Consider the following 24,099-nt stretch of genomic DNA (forward strand, 5'->3'; position numbering starts at 1 on the left):
TCTCTGAACACTATTGTCATTGACCTGCCCTAACCTAGAATTCATAGTGAACGAAACGTTATTAAGCTATCCACTATGCTACGCAACTCATTTTACTTGCTTACATTGCTGTCTGCCCTGAGCATCAACGCTGTTGCACAGCCGCTAGACCAATACCGTATCCTCAATCACCTTGATAACTACGGTAACCTCGACTTACGCAATAAGCCTTACACAGCGCTACCTGCTGGTCTTGTTATTGAAGGCAACCTAAATATTGGCAAAACCAGTATCAAGAAGCTTCCAGAGGGCATTGATATTCAAGGCAGCCTGGATGCTTCGAATAGTGAGCTTTCAAAGCTAGGCAAGGGAGTGAATATTCGTGGATACGCTAACTTAATTGGTTCTAAAATCACCCGCTGGCCGCGAGGCGTCAAAGTAGGCGGATACATAAACCTAACAGATACACCGCTTAACTCTCTTCCACCACGATTTAAGGTCAAAGGTGACCTCAGCGTGATACGCACGCCGTTAGAATCGCTTCCTGAAGGTTTAGTGGTTGAAGGTAACTTATATATCGGTGGTTCGAAAATCACCCAGTTCCCAGACACGATGACAGTCAATGGCCATATCTTCCTTGGCGGTAACCGTATATCTAAGTGGCCGACTAACTTAACGCTCGGAGGCGCAGTCGCGCCATAAACTTCACCGTTCGACAGCAACAAAAAAGCCTCACGCGACGCATGAGGCTTTTTAATACCAGTCTTACCTAACTATGGTCGGTTCTTAACCGGGTTTGCATAGCTGGCAACCAGATATGGCTGCGCATCTTTTGGCAATAGATTGAGCTTTTCAGCCAAGGTTGCTTTAACCTGATCGTCAACCTGCTCATTACCCGCCGCAAGTTCATTAATCGGAAACAACTTGTAATTAGCATGAACCTGACGGTCAATCTCCTGCGCTAACTCTTCTGGCGTCTCAAAATCTTGCTCAATAACGTCACCAAACGCGACATGAACACGACCTTTATCACCCACAATACCTTGAATGATACTTTCGATATCTTCGAATTCACCCTTCTCATAGCTACCAGCAGACTCTTTAGCGTGCAGCTCAATCGCCTTAGCAATGTCACACGGGTCGTTTTCGTAAGAAATTGAAACCGGAACAATCTTAAGCGACTTAATGTACTCAGCGAACGATAGCTTCTGCTTTCTACCTTCAACATGGAACATTTTCAGAATCGCAGGATCGGTAAAATCGTTGCCATCTTTAGCACGACCTTCTTTTTGTGCGATCCAGATAGAGTGTCCAGTCTCAAGAGAGTGCTTGATGTAGCCGGATAAGGTTCCGAGAGCTTTCATCATTTCACGAGGGCCTTTAGCCGAGCGCTTAACAATAAAACTCTTGTTAAGCTTCATTAGCTCTGTCGCACAAGGTTTCTTTAACAGGTTGTCGCCAATGGCAATACGTACCGTTTTATGGCCATTTTTAAACAGGCCGTAGTTAACCAACGCTGGATCCATTGCGATATCACGATGGTTAGATACGAATAGGTAAGCTTGCTGTGTATCAAGCTTGTCTAATCCACTGTAGCTGACACCTTGAGTGGTCGACTTGAGAGTCTGGTCAAGATACTTCTTAACCTCAAGCTGAATAGCTTCAACAGAATTAAGCTTGGACCATTTCATTTTCAGGTAAATCTTAACCACTGGAGACATCAGAGTCTTAAACCAGCCAGCATGATTAGAAAAACGGTGCTGCAAAATAGCACTGATGAACTCTTCATCGTTCACTAAGCGGTCAATTGCCGCAGGAATCTCTTCGTCATTGTATGGACGAATTTCAATAAATGGGTCTGTGTTTGTCGTCATTATTTTGTTCGTTAGGTAAAAAGCCGCACTATTCTACGCTGAGAAATGGTTCTTAGCAGCTACAGTTCTCTCAGAATCGTCAAGGTCAGACCAGACTATTTATAGGAATTTGAGCCATACCTTCCACAAAGTTGGCTTTTTTAGTAATAAACGTTAATCTTAGCGCCCCATTACTGACGAGCGACACCATGCACTACGCTATTTCTTACCAAACTGATCTATACGACTTCCTTGTTTCTACCTCACGAAAAAAGTTGCTGAAACATCAACTTATTTGTGTGGAGCAAGGTTTAGTGTTGGTGAAGCTAGGAAAGCTAGAGTATACAGTCGAAGCTGGTGAGGCATTTTGGCTTCCTTTCGATGTTCTCACTTCAGTGACATTCACACCTGCTACTTTGGTTCGAAGTGTACAAGTTTCATCACGCGTGACATTGTCACTCCCTAAGCAAGGCGGATATGTCGAACTCAATGAGTTGTCTTCTGCCATCCTAAATAGACTTGCGACACTTGCCGATAATCGTGATGCACAAGTGGATCTGCTTGCCGTGTTACGTCACGAGCTAACATCACTTAAGCCTCTGTTGAAAGAGAACAAATTTACCAAAGCTGTGAACCAATGGCAGGCAAAGCAACCATCTCAGCTACCTAATGAGCTGCAATTGGTTCTGACAGTGAGAGAAGCCAGCAAGCAGATGAAGTCAGGTAAAAAGCGCGAGGATGTCGTCGCGACGCTGTTTGATGGGAACGAATCGCTACTCTCAGGGTTAGAACAAGCGATTCTTGGCGCTAACTGATAGGAAAGTTTTACTTTTTTCTGGCTGAATAAACATTTCATAACTATAGATCTATAAGTAACTACTTTATCTGTAGATGAGGATCATGAAATGAAATTTAGCCATAAGATTGTGGCCGCTTCGTCTGTCCTGCTTTTAGCGACGGTCACTCTCCTGACCCTTCAGCAATATTATATCGTACGAAGCGAAGTCAAATCTCAAGTCACCTCTAGCGTCGAAGAAATTGTTAACGGTGTACGAGACACCACGGCCTCCGAGATCAACTCTCGAAAGGCAATCGCCTCATACGCAACTAGCATGCTTGAGCTAGACCTTTCTCCTGACGCCATTTCAGATGTCATCACCAGACCAGTTATTAAAGAGACGTTCTTACTCGCTGGGTTGGGGTTTGAAAGCGATGGTTCTCATATAGGTAATGAAGTGAGTTGGGACCCCGGCTCTGGTTGGGACCCGCGTGTCAGACCCTGGTATATCGATGCTAAGAACTCTGGCAATCTGGTCATCACCGCACCCTATGCAGACTCCGGAACTGGTGAAATTCTGGTTTCTATCGCGACTCCTGTTCGGGATAACGGTCAGTTTATTGGTGCAATCTTTTACGATGTGAGCCTGGCAGCTCTGGCGGAACTGGTTAACAAGGTCGACCTTTTTGATGCCGGTTATGTATTTATAGTTTCTGGAGATGGCACCACCATTGCTCACCCGACGACCGAGTTCAATGGTAAATCGATGAAAGATTACCTCGGTGATGCGCCTATCAAAGACGAGCCGCAACAAGCCATGATTGATGGCAAACAGTACACCCTCGACTTTGCAAAAGTGCCAGGGGAAGACTGGTACATAGGGGTGGTGCTAGATGAAGAGATCGCTTACCAATCTTTAGCCGATTTACGTAACAGTTCAATCGTGTACACCCTGATAGCTCTGGTGATCAGTATTGTCATTCTGCTAGTGTTAATCAAAGCTCTGATGCGTCCTCTCGATTCCCTAAGTGACGCCATACAGGATGTAGCCTCGGGACAAGGTGATTTGACCCAGCGTCTCGACACCAATACAGATAAAGAGTTCTCGATCCTTGCCAGTGGTTTTAACGAGTTTACCGGTCAGTTACAGCAGTTGATTACCCAATCGAAAGCGATCGGTTCGGAGATCCTACGCGGTTCAGAAATGACCTCAGCGGGCCTTCAAGAATCCGCCTCTGCGATGCAAGATCAGCTCCACGAGCTAGAGCAACTTGCCACAGCGATGCATGAAATGGCGACCACCTCTGGCGATGTTGCAAATAATGCCCAAGGTGCTGCAGCAGCTGCGAAAGAAGCTGATGACGCCACCAGTGTTGGTACCTCGGTAGTTAGTGAAACCACAAGCGCTATCGACAATCTGTCGCAAAAAATTGACGAGGCAGTGGAAGAGGTCAAAGTGCTGGAGTCTGCGACAGATAACATCGAAACCATCTTGAAAGTCATCAACGATATCGCCGACCAAACCAATTTGCTTGCGCTTAACGCCGCGATTGAGGCTGCGCGTGCTGGTGAATCCGGTCGAGGCTTTGCGGTAGTCGCTGACGAGGTACGTACGTTAGCGCAACGTACTCAAGAATCCACCACTGAAATCCGCAACATGATCGAGCAACTTCAGGCGGGTGCAACTTCAGTGTCTAACGCAATGAATATGAGTAAGACAACGGCAAGTACTGCGGTCGAACGTGCTCAGGAGGCCAACATTGCCCTTGAAAGCATCCGTGATGCGATTCAACGTATCAGCGATATGAATATCCAGATTGCCTCTGCTGCTGAGGAGCAAAGTCTGGTCGCTGAAGAGATCAACAACAACACGGTTAAAATTAAAGACCTGTCTACTCAGGTTGCCGACGCAGCAAGCAATGCCAACATCGCTATGCAGGCACAAACAGAAAACATTCGTGAACAAGACGGTATACTTAATAAGTTTACTGTTTAACACTCAGCAAAGTAAAAGGCGCTCCATTGGTGGAGCGCCTTTTAACATTTAACTGGCTACCAGCATCTGTGCACTTTGCGCAGCTACCTCGACGATGCAGCTACCCTTATCACTCTTATATTGCTGAGATGAAAGCCGATCTTTCCAAGTCAAATCGCTGTTCAGTTCAACCGTCTGCGCTCGCACCGACTTATTGATAACAACCATGCCATCCTCTCCACGAGCGAAAACCAACAGATCGTCAGACGCTTCGACAACTTTCATAGGCTTGCTATGCATACGATTATGGAAATCTATTGCCGCGATCATCTTGCTATCATTCCATGCATTGAGCCACCTGGGCTGCTTGGATTTATCCACTATTCCACTAGTATCGAGATCGGTATAAATTAAAGGCACGCCACCGTCTCGCCCTAGTAAATAACAGTAGGCTAACCACTCTTGTGCCTCGGTCATGACCAGATTCGCAAACACGTCATTGTTGGGAATATCATGCGTAATGGCAAAGGTGATAGCGCGGGTTTCAGACAATGCCTGACCAAAGCAATACGGATCAACCAGACTTTTCAGGCTACCTTTGGTTTGCAATGCATCATGTAAGGTTTGAAAAAGGGGGAAGTCGTAGGCTCCAAGCTTTGTCTGAGCCAAATACGGTTCCAAAAACAGTTCATACTCAGGCTTAGTTGCCCCACCACTTGTGATGATCTCGCCAAAAATATGGATGTCCTGACAGATTTCATCAGTCCAGACCTGCTTAAGGTGCTCTAGTGTCATATGCTTAGCCGCATCAATACGGAAGCCTTGGACTCCCAGGGTTTTAAGAGCTTTCAGGTAACACTGCTGCTGCTCTACAACATGAGAACAAACTCGCAGTGTTGGTAATCCCGGATCGCTCGGGCCACCTGTTATGCGACCATTTTGTACTTGCCATCGGTCTTCCCAGTCTTCAATACCAAACGCCTCGACAAAATCATCATGGTCAAACAGCGGTTTAGAGAGATCGCCAAACAAACACTGGTTCTGATAGTAATCATTCTCCGCTTGGTAGTCGGAGAGTTCCGTCTGGCTAGGATATTGAAGGTCACTACGAACAGCAGACTCGTTCGCCATATGGTTAAACACCACATCGGCATAGACGCCAACACCACTCGACTTAAGGGTGTTTAGCATAGACTTGAACTGCTGTAGATTTCCTAACTGGTTATCGATAACACGGTAGTCTTGTGGCTGGTAGCGTTGCCACCACTTCGTCCCCTGTTCACTTTTTAAAGATTTCATTGGTGGTGATACAAGGACATATTTATAGCCCGCCTGCTGAATCTGACGAGCTCGTTGTTCAACCAGCGCATAGGGCCAGTCAAAAGCATGTAAAATGACATCTGTCGCGTGAGAGGTACACATCACGATTTCCTTAACAAGATTCCTAACAAGGTTTAGGTTTCATCATTGATTTCGTCTATCCTAGCAAACCATGATGAGTGACGACTTCAGCCTCTGGCTATTTTTTTACGTAGTAGTATTCAGGCGTAGAGCTTCAAACGACTAAGTATTACACGTCGCTTTTCAACACTATACTTATCATTAGAGGCGATAGAAGGACCGCAATATGAACAGGATTCGGATAGACATCGTTTCAGATGTTGTTTGCCCATGGTGCATTATTGGCTACAAACGCCTTGAGCACGCCCTTAATAACCTTAGTGATAGTATTGAGGCAGATATCTATTGGCACCCGTTTGAGCTTAACCCGGCAATGGGTGAAGAAGGTCAGAACCTGCGTGAGCACCTGCACGAAAAGTACGGTACCAGCGAAGAAGCCAGCATCTCGGCTCGCGAAACACTGACTCAACTAGGCAAAGAGGTTGGCTTCAAGTTCAACTTCTATGACGGGATGAGAATCTACAATACGCGCAAAGCTCATCAGTTGCTGATGTGGGCACAAAGTGAGAATAAGCAGTTTGAGCTGGAACAGGCTCTGTTTAAGGCCTATTTCTCCGATGCTATGGATGTGAGTGATTCACAGGTATTGCTTGAGTGCGCGGCATCTGTCGGGCTTGATAGCGAAGTCGCCAGCAACATTATCAATGATGAAAGTTGGGCCGAGGCCGTAGCAACGACAGAACAGCAGTGGCTAGAAGCCGGAATTAATGCGGTTCCGGCAATTATCATCGATAGAAAACATCTAATCTCCGGAGCACAAACGACAGAATTGTTGATGTCAGCCCTACAACAAATCAGCGAAAGTGCAGAGCAAGCGAACGGCGAGTAAGAGCTCTGTTGATATCAGAGCTCTTTAAAGCGGAGTGTTAGTTTTTCACTTTCGCAATCAGGTGCCAGACAGCCACCACAATCAAACCTGCTGCCACACCTATCAACCCGTTAAGTAATGACGGGAATAGTGCCTTAGCTAAGGAAAGGTTTGGGATATTCATGATGATAGGTTCGATCCAGTGGTGAATCGCAGGCACGTTGTGCACCACAATACCACCACCAACCAGAAACATCGCCGCAGTCCCTATCACAGCTAAGGCTTTCATTAACTTGGGCGCAAAGCTAATCAGCCCTCGACCTAATGCTGCAGCGAAACCCTGACCTTGCGAACGTCGCTCCAGATAGAAGCCGAGATCATCGAGTTTTACAATCCCAGCCACCAACCCGTAGACACCAATAGTCATCAGTACAGCAATCAGGCTGACAACAAGTATTTGCGCTAAGGTAGACTCCCCCTGAACAGTACCTAGCGCAATAACGATAATTTCCGCAGATAAGATAAAGTCGGTACGAATCGCTCCTGCAACTTTGTTTTTCTCATACTCTTCGATCGAGAGCGTCGTATCGATAGCCTCGCTGTGCTTTTCGTCGGACTTATGAGTCAGCTTCTCAATGATTTTCTCTGCGCCTTCATAACAAAGGAACAAGCCACCAATCAACAGCAAAGGCATGATCAGCCACGGAATGAAGGTACTAATCAATAGCGCTGCTGGTACCAGAATCAGTTTATTGCGAAATGACCCCTTCGCCACGCTCCAAACTACAGGAATTTCTCGCTCAGCTGAGACTCCGGAAACCTGCTGCGCGTTGAGCGCCAGATCATCCCCTAATACACCGGCTGTCTTTTTTGCTGCGACTTTGGACATCAATGCAACATCATCAAGAACTGTCGCGATATCATCAAGTAAGGTTAATAAACTCGCACCTGCCATTATTCGGTCTCATATTAAATTCATTCATAATGTAACTAAATGTAACACTGCCAACCTAAAGCTCAAACTCAATTGAGGTCAGGGCCAGGTCAATCTTTTCAGTTACGTTAGAGAATATTTGCCTGTAACCTACCAGCACTCTATTCTAACCGCTGTTTATTAATAATAATTAAGGCAAGGTAATGCGCAGTACTTACACTTATCCAATCGGTACTCCTGGTCAAAAATGGGGTGATGCGGAAAAAATCGCATGGCGTGAACAAACTTCAATCAAACGAGAATATCAGCAGGAAGTGGTGCCAAAGATTAAAGCACTGGCCAGCCAGTTTGATGTCGAGCAGTACGGAGCTCTTTCCTACGACCCGGAACGTTACCCATTGTTCTGTATCAAAACCAAAAACTGGCATGCATCAAAACCAGTTGTGTTGATCACAGGTGGAGTTCATGGCTATGAGACAAGTGGTGTCCATGGCGCATTAAAGTTTGCGGCTAATGAGATGGCCAGATACAGCCAACACTTTAATATCGTCGTTGCGCCTTGCGTGAGCCCTTGGGGCTACGAAATCATCAACCGCTGGAACCCACTGGCGATTGATCCAAACCGCTCATTCTATCCAGATAGCCCGGCAGAAGAATCAGCCAATCTAATGGCACTTGTCGCTTCAATTGAAGGCGATTTCCTTGTCCATATCGATCTGCATGAAACCACCGACAGTGACGAAGAAGAGTTTCGCCCGGCGCTCGCCGCACGTGACGGCATTGAGTACATTGAAGGTATGATTCCAGATGGTTTCTACACCGTAGGTGACACCGAAAACCCTCAACCGGAATTCCAGGCAGCGGTGATTGAGTCGGTCGCAAAAGTGACTCATATTGCTCCTGCTGACGACAAAGGCGAAATCATTGGCTCAACGGTTGTCCAGCATGGCGTGATCAACTATCCAATGGTTAAACTAGGCCTATGTGGCGGCGTCACTAACTGCACTTATGGCACAACCACTGAAGTGTATCCAGACAGCCCGAAAGTGACCGATGAAGAGTGTAATGACGCTCAGGTTGCAGCGATTGTCGGCGGACTAGATTACGTTATCGCACAAAGCGCGTAACCTCGTCGGATAGGACGGTTAGAAATGAAAAGAGCAATGACTGGCATTGCTCTTTTTTTGTTTAAAGGTTCGGGAATCTGGCGTTGAACTTTTCTAAGCTTACCGCCCCTGCGATACGATTTGACTCCAGCTCGGTTCCATTAGCGGAATAGAAGAAAATCGCCGGTGGACCAAATACCTTGCGTTCAGACAGCCACGCCATTTGCTCTGGGGTGCTGTCTGTAACATCGAGTTTTACCGTTTTCCAGCCTGCCAACCTTGCTTTGACATCGGAATCGCTAAAGATCTCTTTTTCTATCACTTTGCACGACACGCACCAGTCCGCATAGAGATCAACCAACACAGGCTGTTTGGACTCCTTGGCGTCTACTAACTCATCCTGTAGGGCTGAGATATTTGCTACTTTGACAAATGATTGCCCTTGTTGCTGGGAAGCAGACTTTGCCGAACTTGAATGAAGGGGATCGAGAGGATCTGAACCGCCTGTTATAAATCCTACAAACAGGATTAAACCATAGAAGAGTGACATAAAGGCAGACAGCTTTCGCATTCTGGCCCAACCGGGGGAAGCAGCTTCCAGCGCACCAAAATGAACGCCTGTGCCAATCGCCAACATCGCCCATAACAACATGATTAACCATTCAGGTACGAAGCGACTCAGCAATACGATAGCAACGGCCAGTAGCAGCACACCAAACATCTGCTTAACTGCAATCATCCACGCTCCGTTCTTCGGCAGCAATTTACCTCCACTAACCCCAATCAGGATTAATGGTATACCCATGCCCAATGCCATGATGAATAGTGTGATGCCACCAAATACCCAATCCTGCGTAGTTGATACGTACAACAGAGCACCTGCTAGTGGCGCACTGACACAAGGAGATACAACCAGAGCAGACACCGCCCCCATGCCAAATACACTTGCGACACGACCACCACCCAACTTATCGGAACGGGTATTGAGTCTGTTTTGTAGCGATGAAGGCAGCTGGAGCTCATAAAAGCCAAACATGGCTAATGCCAGAGCGACAAACACCAGTGCGAAAAGAGTCAGCAGCCAAGGCTGTTGCATCGCTGCCTGTAGGTTGACCCCTTTAGCGATTGTCGTAACAAGAATACCTGTTATTGCGTAACTGGTTGCCATTCCCAATACATACGAGGTTGATAAGACAAAGCCCTTACGGCCAGTCATCTGAGAGTCACCACCTATGATACTGGATAATATTGGCACCATTGGCAATACACACGGGGTCAGCGATAAGCCTAGCCCCAGCAGGAAGAACACCAATACGGCTTGAACGCGCGACGCACTGCCTAAAAACTCAGATAATCCATCAGTATCTTCAGCCAGCGCAGCAACATCTTGCCAGACACTGCTATCCGTCGTTGCTGGATTTGCCTGTTCTGGAACAGCCAGGGTGATAGTCTGAGGCAAATAACATAATCCTTTATTCGCGCAACCCTGATAACGGATTTTGATATTGCCCTGACCACTGTAAGGCAAAGTGACCGTAACGGGTTTATCAAACACCTCAACTTCACCGAAGTACTGGTCAGTTTTAGACTTACCTGGCCAGGAGTAGCTTACATCTCCCAATGTCACTGAGTCATCGGCTTTAAAGTGAAAGCGAGACTTATATAGGTAGTAATCAGGGTGGACAGCAAAATGAACTTGCAAACCAGAGTCACTCACTGACCACTGATAAGGGAAGGCCTGCTCGACAGGTAAGAAATCATCTTGCTGCGCAATAGTGGTGAATGACAGAAACACCATTAAGGTGACAAAGAGCCGTTTCATTGAGTTAGAAACTCCGTATCTTGATGTATTTTAAGTTGATCATCGATAAAGATGACGCCAGCTTCACTGGGAATAGAAAGTAAGGGGTCGATCGTTAACGCAGTACTTATTGCGCCAGCCTCTAAAGCAGTGGGCGCAACAACAGTAACCGACAAAACGTTTGTATGCGTCCCCTGCTCTGCCAGAATGTGCGAGGTTTTGCCGTCTGAGAACTTAGTCTGGCGCTCGTAATGAGCAGACGTCGTCAACGCTGCATTAGCAAGCGGGAGAGAGAAAAACGCCTCACTGGGGTTAGCCGGATTGACTACTGCGACATTAAACGCCTCATTGTTTGGTTTCATGCCAAACGCACGAATGTCGCCCCCGAAGTTAATCAAAGCCGCCTTTGCTCCAAGATTTTGCGCAATATTAATCGCCTGATCGATGGCAAACTCTTTAATCACCCCGCCTAAGTCAATTCGGGTTTGTGGGTGTGCGAAGAGCAACTCGCTGCCAATGATTTCCCAAGCTGATACTCCCATCATAGGTTTAGCGAGCTGATATGCCTCAGCTCGGCTCAACTGATGATTATTGCGTAGCAACCATTTAATCGAGCCGACGGTTGGGTCGAACACCCCTTGAGTCCCTACTACAATGTTTTTGAGCGCCTGAAACACCACCAGAGATTCATCGTCGAGTTGTACCCGATTGTCACTGCGTTGATTCAGTTCGCAGGTCAGCCATGATTGATCTGAATAGAAGTTATATTTTTTTTCCAGTCGACGCGTATTGTGCTCAATCATCTGCGCTAGTTGGCTCGATTTAGACGAGCCAAACAGTTGTACTTCACACGGTACCGTCATCGCGGTAAAGCGATGCACTACAGGCATTCTAGAAGGCATAGCTCGCTCCAATTGCCCACCAGTTGGCCTCAAAGCCGTTTGACTGTTCATAGTAGGCACCGAGCAGGTTTACCCGTACGCCTTTATAGACCTTAAAACTTGCGCCAACTTCATAAGCATTAGCAGTGTAGTTACCTAGTCTAAGGTCTGAGGTCGCGTACCCTGTCGCAGCAAAGGTTTTATCTTCGCTATAAGGATCTCGATAAAAGTCTGCAGCGTCCTGGGTGTACCAGAAATACCCCGGCGCTATGGTGAACCATTCTGTCACCGCCCAAGAGACTTTACCGCCAATCTGATGAGACTTAACTCCCCAGTCATCCTGAAACCACTTGTATCTCGGTCTTAAAACCAATGAGTCAGTTAACGACCAGAATGCTTGAAGATTGACACCACCCGACAAACGAGTGTCAGGTCTGGAGTCCTGCGCCAGAAAGACTTCATCGACTCCGATCTTGCCATCATCATTGATATCGATTTCACGAAGTACAGTAAGGTAATGATTGCTTAAGTAACCTTGTCGGTAGCCAGCATAACCAGTGAACACCGCATATAAGTTTGGTGAAAAGACTTGCGATAAACCGGCTTCAGCACTACCGGTGAAAATGTTTTCCCACTCTTGGCTGTTGGCGTAATTTTCATATTTCTGGAAGGCAAGAGTTCTATCGAAAAGTGCAGACACCCCCAGACTGTATGAGCGGTTTTTTTGTGAGTCGGCATAAATCAGTCCCTTTCCGTTAAAGCCCAGACTCTGGTAATCCTCTTCAACCGAGAAGTTGTGACCTAATGTCCATTCGTTACGATCTTCATCTCTATAGGTTGCACTGGCACTGAACGACTTACGTTTATCCTCTAAAGGCACCTTCTGAATTTTATAAGCACTAGCATGGGGATCGTAACCAGAACGAATGACCTGATCAGTTTTAGCCTGAGCAGCCTCGGTTTTTTGCGCACGGTTAATCGCATCGGGAACCGTTTCGACAGGCGTGGTTGCTCCCCACGCCGGAGAGGCACCAGATACCGAGTCATAACCAACTTCAACGTTGATTGTCCAGTCCAGACCAATGCTTTTTTCTAGCGAGAACACGCTGTCTTTCGCTTCAACTTTATCGTCATATTCTTGGTAATTTAAGTAATGAATAGAAATATGGTCTTCTGCCATTACGTTGTTTGCCACTGCCGCCGCACCTAGCAGCGTTAAAGGTAATTTTTTCATTTTTCTGTATTTTTTTATTTGTTAGTTACAACCACAACCGCCACCACCGACGCCGCTACCACCGACCGAACCTTGCTTGTAAGCAAAGACTTTTTCAGAAAACAGATCGAACTCAGGCACTGGTCCACCAGGCTTCATCTCTTTCTTCGCCAGCGTGCCCTTTTCCCACGGTTTAACTTGCTTAATGCCAAGCGCCTTATCGACAAACTCTAAGGAAGACTTATTCACTTTTTTCGGCTTGTTCAGTTTCAGTTGCGCAGTATTTGGTTTGACCATCTCAACTTTGCGTCTTGCAGCCGATGCCGAGCCATCACTGCTATAAACTGTGTTTGAAACAACCTCTTCCTCAATCAATCCTGAGTCATTAGCGATCTGTGTTTGCTTGGGCTGTACTTTGCCAAGACCACTGAGGTCTATTTTTGGCGCGCTGGAAGCAGTAGACGAAAGCAATAGCGCCAGAGTCATAAAAACTAAGCGAGACAGAGTCGTCATAGCTCCACTCCCATTTCAGCCAGATCTGCGGTGATCACTTGACTAATATTGTTGATGGCGCCAAAACGTACTTTAAGAACTTGCCCCTGATAGATGTAATAAAGCGCTGGCATACCAATGGGTTTAAATTCATTGACTAGCTCTTGGTCAGGGTCATTAACAACTGGAAAGTCCAGACCAAGCTGTTTTTGAAATGCCAGGCCGACCTCGACTTCTTCATCCACATCGACCCCCAGAACAGTAACGCCTGTCCCTTCAAGAGACTGGTATAGATCGTTGACTTCAGGAAGCTCATGGCGACAAGAAACACACCACTCAGCGAAGAAATCGACAATGGTTAATTTGTTTGAGTCAAGTGACAGCCGCGACTTAGCCGTATCAGTTAACATCTCACCTTCTTGAAAAGCCCATAACGGCGAGGACATCACCAGAGCAAGCGTGATAAGCCATTTTCTAAACATGTTTTCTCCTTAAGTTATTGTTTTATTTTTTGATCTGAATAGACCTAGTTGTTGCCAAAGTTGAATTTTGTGTCGTACTCAATGCTCAGCAATTGAGAGAAATAATCGTCAAGGTCTTGGGTGTTGTTTGCCGAGAACACAGCCCCTGCGCTACCGGCACATCGCGTGAACTGTTCCAATCGCCAGCTTTGAACACCAAAGCCGATAAAGTTAAGTTCAATGCCTAAATCCTTGGCGCGCGTGCACAGGCCGGCATTGATCAGTTCATCCAAATGACTATTGTCGTCCATGCCATCTGTCATCAGGACTAACTTACGCTGGACGTTATCTTGATTGCGGTTCGGACCAACTCGCCATGCACTTTGCCAATTGGGCGTTAACTGACGAAGCCCCCACAGCAAACCTTGATAAGAAGCCGTACTGCCAATTGTTTGCAGACGGTTTACCGCATCAACGACATCATTCAGATTTGAGGTAAGCGGCAAAATCACAGAGGTTAAGCTACAGTCTGAGCTTGATGAAGACGTCGTGACCGGTGCTTGGTCATGAGTGACGTCGAGATTGGCGACCGTATTGGCTGGTGAAAAACTTCCGCCAGAATTAACCGTTGCATCAACACAAAGTGTCCCACCCGACTTCAACCAGGGAGCATCCGTCACGGAGACACCATTGGAAAACGGCACAATAGAGACCTTGATATGATCCTGCCCTGCGACATTAGCTTGCTGGCTTCTCAGAGTTGTTAGACCACGGTTTAGAATCGATTTGAGTTCATCAAGAGCTCCCATCATCGAGCCTGATATGTCCAGCACTAGCACTAGTTCAATCGGGTCGCTGTCTGTCACTTCTGTAACATAGACTTTCTGCGATGCTGTAACACCTGCCACATAAGACGCATCGGAAAATGTCAGCGAAGTGAATATCGACGAATAACTATAGCCAAGCTCGACTTTACAGCCACTGCTTGCGCCCAGAGTCGCCGTAACCTTATCTATCTTCGGCTTGTAGTAATCCAGATAACCCTGAGCAATGCTGCGGTCATACTCACCACGAAACTCACATGCAAGACTCGCTGTATCAACGGCTTGCATTGCCCGGTTGGACAGCAGTACCTGATAGCCGATTACGATTGTCGAAGCCGCAGCAATGATCATGGGAATCAACATCGCCAGATAGCTAATTGCGACTGACCCCCGTTGCTTCGACAACAAACGACTAGAGTGCATAGCGACCTCCAATCATTACAGCGTTGCTTGATAAACGAGCAGGTAATACCAAACCACTCAACTCAAACTGGGAATCGCGGCTAAAAGGCTGCTCGACACATAGAGTGGCCTGAATAAGCGTTGCCGTTCTGCCTTTAAGGGACTTTTCCTCACGTTGGCTTTTAGGAGCTAACTCTGACAGTGCATCAATAGATGAAGCTGCAGGACAGTTCGCGCCCTGAGCTAACGAAACAGAATCAGGCAAGCCTGTAACTGGATCCTGACGACGAACGTCGATCACTAACGAGACATTGTCGTCATCAAACCCACTTGGCAACATGCGCTGAGCAATGGTGAGTAAATCCTTGGCGCTCAGCTGCTGATTGACCGACTCCTTAAGCGACTTCCCATCTGCTAGCGATGCTATAACAAGCTTGTCATCAAACGTACGCGCGACAACATCTGCTAGCATAAAAGCGGTGCTATCGAGCCGTGCTTGCGTATAGATCAAACGATAGATAGAGATCAGGCCAAAGGCGATGACCATAATGCCGACAACAACAAACGGAAACTCTATCGAAGCAACCCCTCGCTGCTGACGTAATAACTTAGTTGTCATATGCCACCACCATTACACGTTGCAGTGTCATCGACTCCTTCCACATCGCGCTGAGCTTGGGAATCAATAAGAACGAAAAATCGTAGGTCACGATGTACTGCGCTAACTTAGCCTCAGAAGCTGAAGAGCTGCGGTAGTTAGCCAAATCGCTAATTGTCTTTGCGTAACGTGGACTGGATAGAGTCAGGTTTTCGATATCAATCAGCGGGAAAGAGGCCAGTTTGGCTTCGACACTCTGGTCTGCGCTATATGAAGGCTTCGTTGAGCGGGCAAGGCGCATTGCATGATTGACTGCAGAATCAAACACCATGTTGAGCCATAAAAATCGAGTCAGCTCAAAAACGGCCAGCAACAATAGAACAAATGGAAAAGCGATCAGGGTGAACTCTACCGTCTGACTGCCTTGTTGACGCTTCATTGAACCGCTTCCTCAACCTGACTTGCCAGATTCGAGTAAAACTGCTCATTACGCTCAAGTTCCGCCTGCGATAGATCTTGTGCTGCCACCTGCTTAGCTGCCGCGACATCACCGTTCATCGCATAAGATAACGCTAGATTAAGCCGCATTTTACTGCTTGCTTCACCACGCTGATAAATTGGGTAGAGAATTCGAATACTCTGGCCTGGCTTACCATCAAGCATCCATGCCAAAGCAAGATTGTTTCGGTACTCAACACTATCAGGCTTAATCGCCAATGCTTGGTTGAATGACTCTCTGGCTGCCTGGAAGTCTTGCAGCAGAGAGCGCGTCACACCAAGACTGTTCAACGCTACATCATCGGTTTTATTGGCATCACTCGCGTTAGTTAACGCCTGTTGCGCTTCATTCAGGTTACCCAACGCAAGCTGCGCGCGACCAATTTCACGCTCAAACTGAGGGGATGGCGAGAGCGCCTGTCCCTTATTGAGATAATGCAGTGCCTCGTCATACCGACCTGACTGATTGCAGGCTGTGCCAGCAAGAAACAGCAACTCAATATCCTCTGGGTTTGACTCCAGTCTTTGTTTGTAAATCAGTAAGGCATTATCTGAATGCCCATTGATCAATGCGGTATTTGCCAGCTTGAGTTCATCACTTTCCACTTGCTGTGGGGTAGTTTGACAACCGAGTAATGCAGCCCCAAGAACAAGGGCAATAATCGACTTTTTCATAATTGACCTATGGTTTGGAAAAGGCTCAGCACCATTGGTGCTACAATGATGACGACAACAGGCATCATGATGAAAACCACTAGAGGAAAAGACATTTTGGCTGGAATCTTTCCCACCCACTCTTCCAGCTCTAACATTTGATACTGGCGATTATCTGAAGCAATTAACTTCAGTGCTTCCGCCATTGGCGTACCGAACTTTAATGCCTGAGCCATAGTGACAATCATGTTGTTCACTTCAGGTAGCTTGAGTCTTTCATCGAGATTAAACAGTGCTTTTTGCGGGGAATCCAAAACCGCGATTTCATTCGCCGTCTGCAACCACTCCCGAGACAGGGATTGAGAAATGGTTTTCATCTCTTCACCCACAGTGTTGAATGTCGTTTCGAGACTTTGACCTGAAGAGACACACACCACCATGAGATCGAGTGCATCGGGAATGTTTTTCGCGATGTCGTGAATTACAGCCTTCACTCGCCAGTCAACAGCTCTGTCGATGGCAATACCTGTTATGACAGCAACAGCGATGATCTCGGCAATCCCAGTGGCGTCCAATGACAGCTGCTGGTAGAAGAACCATGCAACGCCGCCACACACCATCGAAACCAAACGAAGGGTCATAAAAATCGACTCTGCCTGAGGAGAGTGGTAACCAAGCATGGTTAACTTTCTTGCCCGTTGAGGGTTGCTCGGCCAACGTAAAATCCCACCTCGTGACGCTTGTACCGCACCAAAACGAGCAACACTATCAAGACGTTTCCTGACGCTGTCATATTGCGTTGCATGAAGATACCCGGTGATGGAGCCTAATATACCCAACAGCAGACAAATGATTCCGATTGACAGGATCATGTGAACCTCCTGTTTCTGGTCATTAACTGCAGGCTTAAGGCACCAATTACAATGCTCACAGCGCAGTAGACTAAGACAGACTGACCGGATTCGGTTTCAATCAATACACCGAACAAAGAAGGATTCACCCAGGCAACCACTGCCAGAAGACCAAGTGGCAGAAGGGAGAGAAAACGTGCAGCCATACGAGGTTCTGCGGTCAGACTTTTCACTTTCTTCTGCATAGTACGATTGTCATGCAGGGTACGACTCAGGCTATGCAAAATATCGCGCAGTTGACCACCGCTATTCTGGTTAAGCACCAAGGCAATGGTGAAGTAACGAAACGCTTTATAGGGCAAGCGAACACACGCTTCATTCAGCGTGTGTTTCATCCCGTGCCCCAAAGCAAGCTGGTCTTCTATACGTGAAAATTCACGACCAAGCAGACCATCTTGTGCTTCTGCGACCTGAGAAATGGCTTGAGGTACCGATAAACCAGCCGATACTGCTCGACTGATTAAACCGAGAACCTGAACAATACTCTGCTCAAACTCTTCTACCTGCTGTCGCTTACGAACGACGAACAAAACCAGGCCAATAACAAGGGCAGCAAGTAGTCCTGCCGCTAGTCGCCATTGAATATCCAACATGGTCAAAAACAAGTAACCGCCAACAGGAAGACCAGCGCAGCAACACAACAGCAACGCTCTGTCCTTTGCACTAAACAGCGCATCTAAACGCACTAGAAAGCGCGAGCTCACTGTTGCAGGGGCCGCTTTTCTCAATATTGATGGCGCAGCCTCTTCTCGCCCTTGCAGATTTAACCCATCAAGTCGAACAGCGAGCCTGACTTTGAGCACACGACGACGAATAGCCCAAACAGCGCCACACACAACAACGAATGAGACGAGGAGGTAGATCATAGCTCTAGCTCCATCGCTCGACGTAATTGCGGCTCTAACTGGTAGTGCGCAGCTTTGGCCGCAAACTGAGGCAAAGTTCGGCTCGATTTGAATGTACCGATCAAATTACCTTGAACATCTTCACCACTGGAAATGTAGCGGTAGAGATCCTGAGAAACGTACTGGTCCCCTTCCAGACCCAAAATCTCGGTGATTGCGACAACACGTCGCTTGCCGTCACGCATTCGTTCCACCTGAACAACAACATCAATCGTATCCGCTACCTGACGTCTTAAGGCGAACAACGGCAGATTGGATTGCGCCATCATCAGCATGTTCTCCAAACGTACCAATGCATCAGTTGGAGAGTTGGCGTGCAGTGTAGAGAGCGAGCCATCGTGACCGGTATTCATCGCCTGCATCATCTCAAAGGCTTCTTCACCACGAACCTCACCAAGGATGATTCGATCCGGGCGCATTCGCAGTGAGTTCTTAACCAGTTCACGTTGGCCAATAGCCGGCAGTCCCTCTGCGTTCGCTGGTCGAGTCTCGGCTCTGACGACGTGGGGTTGTTGGAGCTTAAGTTCAGCCGCATCTTCAATGGTCACGATCCGCTCTGTTGGAGAGATGCTGAAGGACATCGCATTGAGCAAGGTGGTTTTACCTGCGCCCGTTCCCCCTGCAACCAACACGTTAAGTCTTGAACGAATGATGACATCAAGCAGCTGAACCATGTTGTCAGACATTGCACCGTTGGCAGCCAGTTGATTTAACGACAACTTGTCCTGTGTGAACTTACGAATAGAGATGTAGGTTCCGTCTAGCGCCAATGGTGGAATCATCACATTGACACGACTGCCGTCCTCCAAACGCGCGTCGACCAGCGGCGAGGTTTCGTCGATTCGTCGACCAATCTTGCTCACGATACGTCTTGCCAGGTTGATTAACTGCTCTTCACTGCGAAAAACAACGTCGGTTTTATGCAGCTTACCTAGCTTTTCGACATAAACCTCTTTATAGCCATTAACCATGATATCGGACACAGCAGGGTCATTAATCAAAGGCTGTAAAGGACCGAGACCGCACATCTCATCCACCAGTTGTTTGACGACACTCGAGACTTCGCGATGACCAAGAGGCAACTGACCCGCCGAAACGATATCCGTCACCAGATGATGAATACGCCCCTCCAGCTCGACAGGGCTAAGTTTCACGACCACACTCGGCTCAATAGCTTCAACCACTTTGCCATGAATATACTGGTAGTGTTCTCTTGCCGGATCGACCGGGGACATCGCTCGCTTTGTCGTGCTCGCTGCGCTGGAATCTACTTTTCTTCTAGAAGTGGTAAACATTAAGCACCTCGTAACCAACGTTTGCGCTTGATAGCCACATCGCCATTCACCTTGCTGGCGAGCTGCTCGAACGCACGGGATACTTTGCGGTTACCATTCAACATTGAACGCCCGAGAGACTCTTTAACCAGGAAGTGGTTAGGAGCATATGGGATTGCCACATCAACAGTGACACCCAAGGCGCGTTGTACGTCGTTACAGTTAATCAGTGAGGCTTTATCAGATTTAGTATGATTGACAACAATCAGGTTTAGTTTGCCGTCACGCACCGTGGCTGTTGATTCCAATGCAGCAAGGATTTGACCTGTGTTGCGAATCGATGCCAGTGTCGGCTCAACGACCAGAATGCGTACGTCCGCTTGTGCCAATGAGCTAAATCCAATCTGGTCACGCATAGAGAATGACGGTAGATCCAGAACTAAGGTATCTGAATGTTTTAGTGTGAATCTTCTGAAATGGTCCAGAGCGCTCTTTTCTGGCCAGAACGGCGCTGAATCGAGCGGCAAATAGCCTGTAAACAACATCAGGTTATCGGCAACTTTTATACCGCTGCGTTCGTACACTACCGGCTCTAATCGTTCTGGGTACTGAAGCATCTCCACCAGGGCGGTATTGCCCTGAACATCAAACTGAAGGTCGAGGTCACCGGTGGCGAAATCCATATCAGTAACCGTCACGCTTTCCCCCCTTGTCACCAGTTCTCTGGCCAGGTTTGCAGCGATTGTTGACGCGCCAGCACCACCTTTTGCACCTACCACAGAGATCACTTTACCCTGCGAAGCATCCGCTTTGCTTACGGCGAACTCAGTCGTGGCAAACGCATTTGAATCGATCGGGTTTAGTACGTATTCGCACGCCCCCGCCGCGACCATAGATCGATAGAAAGCGATCTCAGGGTTGTCACCAATCGCGACAATTTGAGCCCCCGTTTTAACCGCTACGGTATGCAATAAGCTCTCGGCTTGTGCTAGGGAGAGTCGAGAAACATCCAGTACCACGATGTCATAGCCGTGCTTAACAACGCTTTTTACAATCTGTTGATCATCAACCTCGACCTGATCGATATTGCTGATACCCTTTTCGGCAAAGGCGACCGACAGAGAATACATATCGAGCTCATTCGTCGCCGCAACTAATACAGACATAGAGTGTTTATTCATATCAGTTAGCTCCAAACCCGGTAGTAATTGCGCCCTGGCTGTCCGTCTCACTTGTTGAGGTATCAACAGGCGAAATATAACCCTCAATCGACGAAACGGCTTTCGCGCCATTGGTTGGGCCTAACTTCTCACCAACAACCAAGTCTTTCGGGTTGGCGACCATTTGCGCTAAAGCGACCGAGTTAGCACAACCGAAAGAAGGGTGCTGTTTGTAACGGTTAAGGAAGTTATTGGAGTACTTCTGCACATGGCATTTTGGTTGTTTAACCTTGAAAGATTCCGCCAATATCTGAACGTCACCCTGTGACTGTTCTTTGCTATCGACACGCTGAATATTGTTTGCTGCGATACCTTGGGCGATCAGCAACTGTTCGATCTGCTCGAGGCTGCTCTTGCCTATTGCACTGTAGCTAACCAGCTTCACTTTCACGCCATACGCCAAACCCTTACGTTCGAAGAATTGCTGAATCCCTTCACTCTGTTTCGAACTCAGCGTTGCGCCGTTGAGTTTGAGCGTTAGCTTGTTAGTCACTGACACCACATCCAGAGCGGGCGCTTTCTCAATTGGTGTTGAGGTACACCCACCAAGCAATACCAAGGCAGGTAAAATGTATTTGATCATATGTTTAATTACCTTAGTAGTAGAATCCGTTGTCACCGAGTAAGCGAGGTGCGCGGTTGTCTGTATAGGTCGCTTTACCTTTAACCTGCTTATCGCGTTTACGAGGTATTGCCAGTAAGCGTTCGAGATCACTTAACGGCAGTAAGCTATCCGTAGGTAATGGAATCGCGTCATTACGCACAGGCTCGACAAGATAAGCCGTGGCAATAATGATCAGCTCTGTTTCGCGGCGTTGATAATCGCTGGAACGAAACAGACCGCCCAACACTGGCATATCTCCAATACCAGGTAACTTTTGCAGTTGGTCAATTTCACTGCTCTGCAATAAGCCACCCAAGGCAAAGCTCTGACCGCTTGCCAACTCAATGGTGGTGGTTGCTCGGCGAGAAGTGAATGACGGATAAGTATTACCATTCAATGTGGTTTGGTTATCCACTGAAATGCTGCTCACTTCTGGAGAAACACGCAGGCTGATTCGATCGGGTCCCAGCACAACAGGAGTAAAGTTGAGGTTTACACCAAACGGTTTGTACTCAACCGTCGCTGTGTCGCCAATAATAAGAGGCAGTGGGATCTCGCCACCCACTAAGAAGTTTGCCTCTTCTCCAGACATCGCGGTCAGATTTGGCTCAGCGAGGATAGACATTGTCCCATCTGATGCGAGAGCATCAATCAGAGCGCCTAAAGTTGGCTTACCCCAACTGCTCACGTCCCAGGCCTTGGTGTACAAGAAGCTACCCATTCCCGACTCTAAAGAACCCCACTTAATGCCCAGCTTGTTCGATACATTGCGTGATACCTCGGCGATACGCACTCGGATATTGACCTGAGTTGGCATCGTTACGACCAGTTGGTTCACAAGCTCATTGCCAGAATCGCCCTGTTGTTCGCTCGTGTTGTTTGATGATTCAGAATCCGAGCTGCTGTCCGAGCTTTGTCCCGCAGTTGGCGGTGACAGGTAACCCTTAGCGATATTTACAATACTGTGAGCCATGACCGGAGTCGGCACACTGCCTTTGAGCCACAACTTACCACCTAACGACTCAGACTTAACGGAAGCTTCCGGGAACTGGCTTGAAATCAACGAGTTCAGTTCGAACGTGTCATGAGTCACCCGGATCTTATTGTTATAAATAACTCGTTCCTGAGCATTCAAGATCGTAATGGTCGCTGAGCCAGCCTGAAGCCCGAACACCATAATCTTTGTGTTGGTCATCGGTTGGTAGTCGGCAACATGAGTATTAGAAATGAAGATCGATTTTGCATCCTGAGGCAAATTGATCATCTTTGCTTGGTTAATCGTTACTTCCAGAGGCGCAGCCAATGAAGCAAACGAAAGAAACAGACCAGGAAGCAGTAACAAGCTCCACCAGCGGAATGTTGTTTTCATCGTGTCCTTTCCTATCACTGCTAGTTAGCCTTATCTTTTGTCGGTCTCAATTGAATCAAACCTAGATCTGGCGCGACTTGCTTGCTCTCCGGATTAATTTGAGTCGACTTGACGGTGTAGATGCTTTGGTCATCAGAGTCATCTTCACCCGCACCACGTAGTGAAAGTGTTAGTTTGCCGATCTGATTAGCCAACACAATTTGCGTTGCTTGCTCAGGATTCACCTCAAGTGACACCGAACTATTGTCAGGAAGATCGGCACCATAAGCGCTCCGTTTTTTCTGGAAGTTATCTGCGTCAGAGTACTGGTTAAATGCCAAAACTCTTACATCCTTAGCAATGGTAGTGACATACAGACCAGACACCTTATTGTCGTATTTTTTAAGCTCTTCAACCTCTGAGCCCAACAACAAGATATCGACTTTATCGCCAGGCTGAACAAAGCCAGAGTTGGCGGTCACTGAATCCACCGGGACGGAAATGGCGCGATAGCCATTACGTACTTTGAATGCCAGCGATACCCCGCCCTTTGGTGTGGAGAAATCGCCTGCTGACATCACCTGTCCGGCCAGAATTTCGCTATGGGCAATACCCGGTGTAAACTGCTGGACAGAAAAAGCTTCCCTGGAGATATAGTCCAGATAGTTATCAAGCTCTTGCTGCGATACTTGTTTCCACTCAAACATATTGAGCGTATAAGGCTGGCCGATATCCACTTTCTGCTTTGCCACAAGAACCCGTTTGAACGTTTCTGCTGCCGCTTGCTGTTGATCGTTTTTCTGCTCACTCTGACTTAACAACAGAATGGAAATCCCCACTGCTGAAAGGACAAGAGAAAGCAACATAAGTCGTTTCGCTGTCATGATTTTTCCTTAACTCAACGAAACTATTGGCCTGAATCTTTGGTCTGTTCTAGCGACGAGATGATCGTTTCATACGCACCTGTGATTGCACTGGTTAATCGCCCATCGCTTCCACCGACCAGTCCTAGTAATACCACTGACATTGCAGCAGCTAAGATGGCGTATTCAATAGCGGCAGCACCGCGTTGTTTTCTCTTATTCAGCATGAATAGACTCCTAATGTGAGACAGTCAGC

25 protein-coding genes are annotated in these 24,099 nt (G+C 47.4%); 5 read left to right on the top strand and 20 right to left on the bottom strand.

Features of this window, described 5'->3' with window-relative positions:
• The first annotated feature begins 75 nt into the window (after positions 1 to 75).
• Positions 76 to 681 (top strand): hypothetical protein, encoded by a 606-nt coding sequence (locus tag RH46_RS12000; protein WP_006879727.1) that lies wholly within the window; start codon positions 76 to 78, stop codon positions 679 to 681.
• A 71-nt stretch (positions 682 to 752) separates the two neighbouring features.
• Here the strand turns inward: RH46_RS12000 and RH46_RS12005 are convergent, their stop codons facing one another.
• The gene (locus tag RH46_RS12005; RefSeq protein WP_006879728.1) at positions 753 to 1,853 is read right to left on the bottom strand and encodes a 1-acyl-sn-glycerol-3-phosphate acyltransferase; all 1,101 of its coding nucleotides are present in this window, start codon (positions 1,851 to 1,853) and stop codon (positions 753 to 755) included.
• Between the two features lie 188 nt (positions 1,854 to 2,041).
• Here RH46_RS12005 and RH46_RS12010 point away from each other — a divergent pair, with 188 nt between their 5' ends.
• Both RH46_RS12010 and RH46_RS12015 read left to right on the top strand, forming a co-directional pair.
• A complete protein-coding gene (locus tag RH46_RS12010; RefSeq protein WP_006879730.1) occupies positions 2,042 to 2,647 on the top strand; it encodes a cupin domain-containing protein in 606 nt (201 codons plus the stop codon).
• Positions 2,648 to 2,737: 90 nt separating this feature from the next.
• Positions 2,738 to 4,606 carry a methyl-accepting chemotaxis protein gene (locus tag RH46_RS12015; protein ID WP_006879731.1) on the top strand — a complete coding sequence of 623 codons (1,869 nt, stop codon included), beginning with the start codon at positions 2,738 to 2,740 and terminating at the stop codon, positions 4,604 to 4,606.
• 48 nt (positions 4,607 to 4,654) lie between these two features.
• On the opposite strand, the gene RH46_RS12020 is transcribed toward RH46_RS12015, so the two are convergent.
• On the bottom strand, positions 4,655 to 6,007 hold the full coding sequence (locus RH46_RS12020) for an alpha-amylase family protein (protein ID WP_006879732.1): 1,353 nt from the start codon (positions 6,005 to 6,007) through the stop codon (positions 4,655 to 4,657).
• 205 nt (positions 6,008 to 6,212) lie between these two features.
• Here RH46_RS12020 and RH46_RS12025 point away from each other — a divergent pair, with 205 nt between their 5' ends.
• Entirely contained in the window at positions 6,213 to 6,875 is a 663-nt protein-coding gene (locus RH46_RS12025; RefSeq protein ID WP_006879733.1) for a DsbA family oxidoreductase, read from the top strand.
• A gap of 37 nt (positions 6,876 to 6,912) precedes the next feature.
• On the opposite strand, the gene RH46_RS12030 is transcribed toward RH46_RS12025, so the two are convergent.
• Entirely contained in the window at positions 6,913 to 7,809 is an 897-nt protein-coding gene (locus RH46_RS12030; RefSeq protein ID WP_006879734.1) for a DUF808 domain-containing protein, read from the bottom strand.
• A 182-nt stretch (positions 7,810 to 7,991) separates the two neighbouring features.
• Here RH46_RS12030 and RH46_RS12035 point away from each other — a divergent pair, with 182 nt between their 5' ends.
• Positions 7,992 to 8,915, top strand: a complete 924-nt coding sequence (locus RH46_RS12035; protein WP_006879735.1) for a M14 family metallopeptidase — start codon at positions 7,992 to 7,994, stop codon at positions 8,913 to 8,915.
• A 61-nt stretch (positions 8,916 to 8,976) separates the two neighbouring features.
• Here RH46_RS12035 and dsbD read toward each other — a convergent pair whose 3' ends face one another.
• The 17 genes from dsbD to RH46_RS12120 are packed head-to-tail and all read right to left on the bottom strand — an operon-like array spanning position 8,977 to position 24,070.
• Complete coding sequence (gene dsbD, locus RH46_RS12040; protein WP_006879736.1) at positions 8,977 to 10,716, bottom strand: protein-disulfide reductase DsbD; 1,740 nt, start codon at positions 10,714 to 10,716, stop codon at positions 8,977 to 8,979.
• Positions 10,713 to 11,597, bottom strand: coding sequence for an FAD:protein FMN transferase (locus RH46_RS12045; protein WP_006879737.1), 885 nt, complete (start codon positions 11,595 to 11,597; stop codon positions 10,713 to 10,715). Before RH46_RS12045 ends, dsbD begins: the two co-directional genes overlap by 4 nt.
• A complete protein-coding gene (locus RH46_RS12050; RefSeq protein WP_006879738.1) occupies positions 11,587 to 12,810 on the bottom strand; it encodes a DUF3570 domain-containing protein in 1,224 nt (407 codons plus the stop codon). The genes RH46_RS12045 and RH46_RS12050 overlap by 11 nt, the downstream gene beginning before the upstream one ends.
• 21 nt (positions 12,811 to 12,831) lie before the next feature.
• Positions 12,832 to 13,302 (bottom strand): DUF4266 domain-containing protein, encoded by a 471-nt coding sequence (locus tag RH46_RS12055; protein ID WP_006879739.1) that lies wholly within the window; start codon positions 13,300 to 13,302, stop codon positions 12,832 to 12,834.
• The gene (locus RH46_RS12060) at positions 13,299 to 13,763 is read right to left on the bottom strand and encodes a TlpA family protein disulfide reductase (protein ID WP_006879740.1); all 465 of its coding nucleotides are present in this window, start codon (positions 13,761 to 13,763) and stop codon (positions 13,299 to 13,301) included. The genes RH46_RS12055 and RH46_RS12060 overlap by 4 nt, the downstream gene beginning before the upstream one ends.
• Positions 13,764 to 13,807: 44 nt before the next feature.
• Positions 13,808 to 14,989 (bottom strand): vWA domain-containing protein, encoded by a 1,182-nt coding sequence (locus RH46_RS12065; protein ID WP_006879741.1) that lies wholly within the window; start codon positions 14,987 to 14,989, stop codon positions 13,808 to 13,810.
• Positions 14,979 to 15,587: a tight adherence pilus pseudopilin TadF gene (gene tadF, locus RH46_RS12070; protein WP_006879742.1), complete on the bottom strand. Its 609-nt coding sequence runs from the start codon at positions 15,585 to 15,587 to the stop codon at positions 14,979 to 14,981. The genes RH46_RS12065 and tadF overlap by 11 nt, the downstream gene beginning before the upstream one ends.
• Positions 15,577 to 16,005, bottom strand: coding sequence for a TadE family protein (locus RH46_RS12075; protein WP_006879743.1), 429 nt, complete (start codon positions 16,003 to 16,005; stop codon positions 15,577 to 15,579). Before RH46_RS12075 ends, tadF begins: the two co-directional genes overlap by 11 nt.
• Positions 16,002 to 16,739 carry a tetratricopeptide repeat protein gene (locus tag RH46_RS12080; protein ID WP_006879744.1) on the bottom strand — a complete coding sequence of 246 codons (738 nt, stop codon included), beginning with the start codon at positions 16,737 to 16,739 and terminating at the stop codon, positions 16,002 to 16,004. The genes RH46_RS12075 and RH46_RS12080 overlap by 4 nt, the downstream gene beginning before the upstream one ends.
• Positions 16,736 to 17,590 carry a type II secretion system F family protein gene (locus tag RH46_RS12085; RefSeq protein ID WP_006879745.1) on the bottom strand — a complete coding sequence of 285 codons (855 nt, stop codon included), beginning with the start codon at positions 17,588 to 17,590 and terminating at the stop codon, positions 16,736 to 16,738. The genes RH46_RS12080 and RH46_RS12085 overlap by 4 nt, the downstream gene beginning before the upstream one ends.
• A complete protein-coding gene (locus RH46_RS12090) occupies positions 17,587 to 18,495 on the bottom strand; it encodes a type II secretion system F family protein (RefSeq protein ID WP_006879746.1) in 909 nt (302 codons plus the stop codon). Before RH46_RS12090 ends, RH46_RS12085 begins: the two co-directional genes overlap by 4 nt.
• The gene (locus RH46_RS12095) at positions 18,492 to 19,829 is read right to left on the bottom strand and encodes a TadA family conjugal transfer-associated ATPase (RefSeq protein ID WP_006879747.1); all 1,338 of its coding nucleotides are present in this window, start codon (positions 19,827 to 19,829) and stop codon (positions 18,492 to 18,494) included. Before RH46_RS12095 ends, RH46_RS12090 begins: the two co-directional genes overlap by 4 nt.
• A complete protein-coding gene (locus tag RH46_RS12100; RefSeq protein ID WP_006879748.1) occupies positions 19,829 to 20,989 on the bottom strand; it encodes a CpaE/TadZ family protein in 1,161 nt (386 codons plus the stop codon). The genes RH46_RS12095 and RH46_RS12100 overlap by 1 nt, the downstream gene beginning before the upstream one ends.
• Before the next feature lies 1 nt (position 20,990).
• Entirely contained in the window at positions 20,991 to 21,611 is a 621-nt protein-coding gene (locus RH46_RS12105; RefSeq protein ID WP_006879749.1) for a CpaD family pilus assembly lipoprotein, read from the bottom strand.
• Positions 21,612 to 21,624: 13 nt separating this feature from the next.
• Positions 21,625 to 23,001 (bottom strand): type II and III secretion system protein family protein, encoded by a 1,377-nt coding sequence (locus tag RH46_RS12110; RefSeq protein ID WP_006879750.1) that lies wholly within the window; start codon positions 22,999 to 23,001, stop codon positions 21,625 to 21,627.
• Positions 23,002 to 23,021: 20 nt separating this feature from the next.
• Positions 23,022 to 23,864 carry a Flp pilus assembly protein CpaB gene (cpaB, locus tag RH46_RS12115; protein WP_006879751.1) on the bottom strand — a complete coding sequence of 281 codons (843 nt, stop codon included), beginning with the start codon at positions 23,862 to 23,864 and terminating at the stop codon, positions 23,022 to 23,024.
• A 23-nt stretch (positions 23,865 to 23,887) separates the two neighbouring features.
• Positions 23,888 to 24,070 carry a Flp family type IVb pilin gene (locus RH46_RS12120; RefSeq protein WP_006879752.1) on the bottom strand — a complete coding sequence of 61 codons (183 nt, stop codon included), beginning with the start codon at positions 24,068 to 24,070 and terminating at the stop codon, positions 23,888 to 23,890.
• Between the last annotated feature and the right edge of the window lie 29 nt (positions 24,071 to 24,099).

The sequence above is a fragment of the Vibrio brasiliensis LMG 20546 genome (assembly GCF_000189255.1).
GTDB classification, from domain to species: Bacteria; Pseudomonadota; Gammaproteobacteria; order Enterobacterales; family Vibrionaceae; genus Vibrio; species Vibrio brasiliensis.

Coding starts and splice junctions, on each gene's coding strand:
- RH46_RS12000 (WP_006879727.1), top strand. CDS start 76: ATGCTACGCAACTCATTTTACTTGCTTACATTGCTGTCTGCCCTGAGC.
- RH46_RS12005 (WP_006879728.1), bottom strand. CDS start 1,853: ATGACGACAAACACAGACCCATTTATTGAAATTCGTCCATACAATGAC.
- RH46_RS12010 (WP_006879730.1), top strand. CDS start 2,042: ATGCACTACGCTATTTCTTACCAAACTGATCTATACGACTTCCTTGTT.
- RH46_RS12015 (WP_006879731.1), top strand. CDS start 2,738: ATGAAATTTAGCCATAAGATTGTGGCCGCTTCGTCTGTCCTGCTTTTA.
- RH46_RS12020 (WP_006879732.1), bottom strand. CDS start 6,007: ATGTGTACCTCTCACGCGACAGATGTCATTTTACATGCTTTTGACTGG.
- RH46_RS12025 (WP_006879733.1), top strand. CDS start 6,213: ATGAACAGGATTCGGATAGACATCGTTTCAGATGTTGTTTGCCCATGG.
- RH46_RS12030 (WP_006879734.1), bottom strand. CDS start 7,809: ATGGCAGGTGCGAGTTTATTAACCTTACTTGATGATATCGCGACAGTT.
- RH46_RS12035 (WP_006879735.1), top strand. CDS start 7,992: ATGCGCAGTACTTACACTTATCCAATCGGTACTCCTGGTCAAAAATGG.
- dsbD (WP_006879736.1), bottom strand. CDS start 10,716: ATGAAACGGCTCTTTGTCACCTTAATGGTGTTTCTGTCATTCACCACT.
- RH46_RS12045 (WP_006879737.1), bottom strand. CDS start 11,597: ATGCCTTCTAGAATGCCTGTAGTGCATCGCTTTACCGCGATGACGGTA.
- RH46_RS12050 (WP_006879738.1), bottom strand. CDS start 12,810: ATGAAAAAATTACCTTTAACGCTGCTAGGTGCGGCGGCAGTGGCAAAC.
- RH46_RS12055 (WP_006879739.1), bottom strand. CDS start 13,302: ATGACGACTCTGTCTCGCTTAGTTTTTATGACTCTGGCGCTATTGCTT.
- RH46_RS12060 (WP_006879740.1), bottom strand. CDS start 13,763: ATGTTTAGAAAATGGCTTATCACGCTTGCTCTGGTGATGTCCTCGCCG.
- RH46_RS12065 (WP_006879741.1), bottom strand. CDS start 14,989: ATGCACTCTAGTCGTTTGTTGTCGAAGCAACGGGGGTCAGTCGCAATT.
- tadF (WP_006879742.1), bottom strand. CDS start 15,587: ATGACAACTAAGTTATTACGTCAGCAGCGAGGGGTTGCTTCGATAGAG.
- RH46_RS12075 (WP_006879743.1), bottom strand. CDS start 16,005: ATGAAGCGTCAACAAGGCAGTCAGACGGTAGAGTTCACCCTGATCGCT.
- RH46_RS12080 (WP_006879744.1), bottom strand. CDS start 16,739: ATGAAAAAGTCGATTATTGCCCTTGTTCTTGGGGCTGCATTACTCGGT.
- RH46_RS12085 (WP_006879745.1), bottom strand. CDS start 17,590: ATGATCCTGTCAATCGGAATCATTTGTCTGCTGTTGGGTATATTAGGC.
- RH46_RS12090 (WP_006879746.1), bottom strand. CDS start 18,495: ATGATCTACCTCCTCGTCTCATTCGTTGTTGTGTGTGGCGCTGTTTGG.
- RH46_RS12095 (WP_006879747.1), bottom strand. CDS start 19,829: ATGTTTACCACTTCTAGAAGAAAAGTAGATTCCAGCGCAGCGAGCACG.
- RH46_RS12100 (WP_006879748.1), bottom strand. CDS start 20,989: ATGAATAAACACTCTATGTCTGTATTAGTTGCGGCGACGAATGAGCTC.
- RH46_RS12105 (WP_006879749.1), bottom strand. CDS start 21,611: ATGATCAAATACATTTTACCTGCCTTGGTATTGCTTGGTGGGTGTACC.
- RH46_RS12110 (WP_006879750.1), bottom strand. CDS start 23,001: ATGAAAACAACATTCCGCTGGTGGAGCTTGTTACTGCTTCCTGGTCTG.
- cpaB (WP_006879751.1), bottom strand. CDS start 23,864: ATGACAGCGAAACGACTTATGTTGCTTTCTCTTGTCCTTTCAGCAGTG.
- RH46_RS12120 (WP_006879752.1), bottom strand. CDS start 24,070: ATGCTGAATAAGAGAAAACAACGCGGTGCTGCCGCTATTGAATACGCC.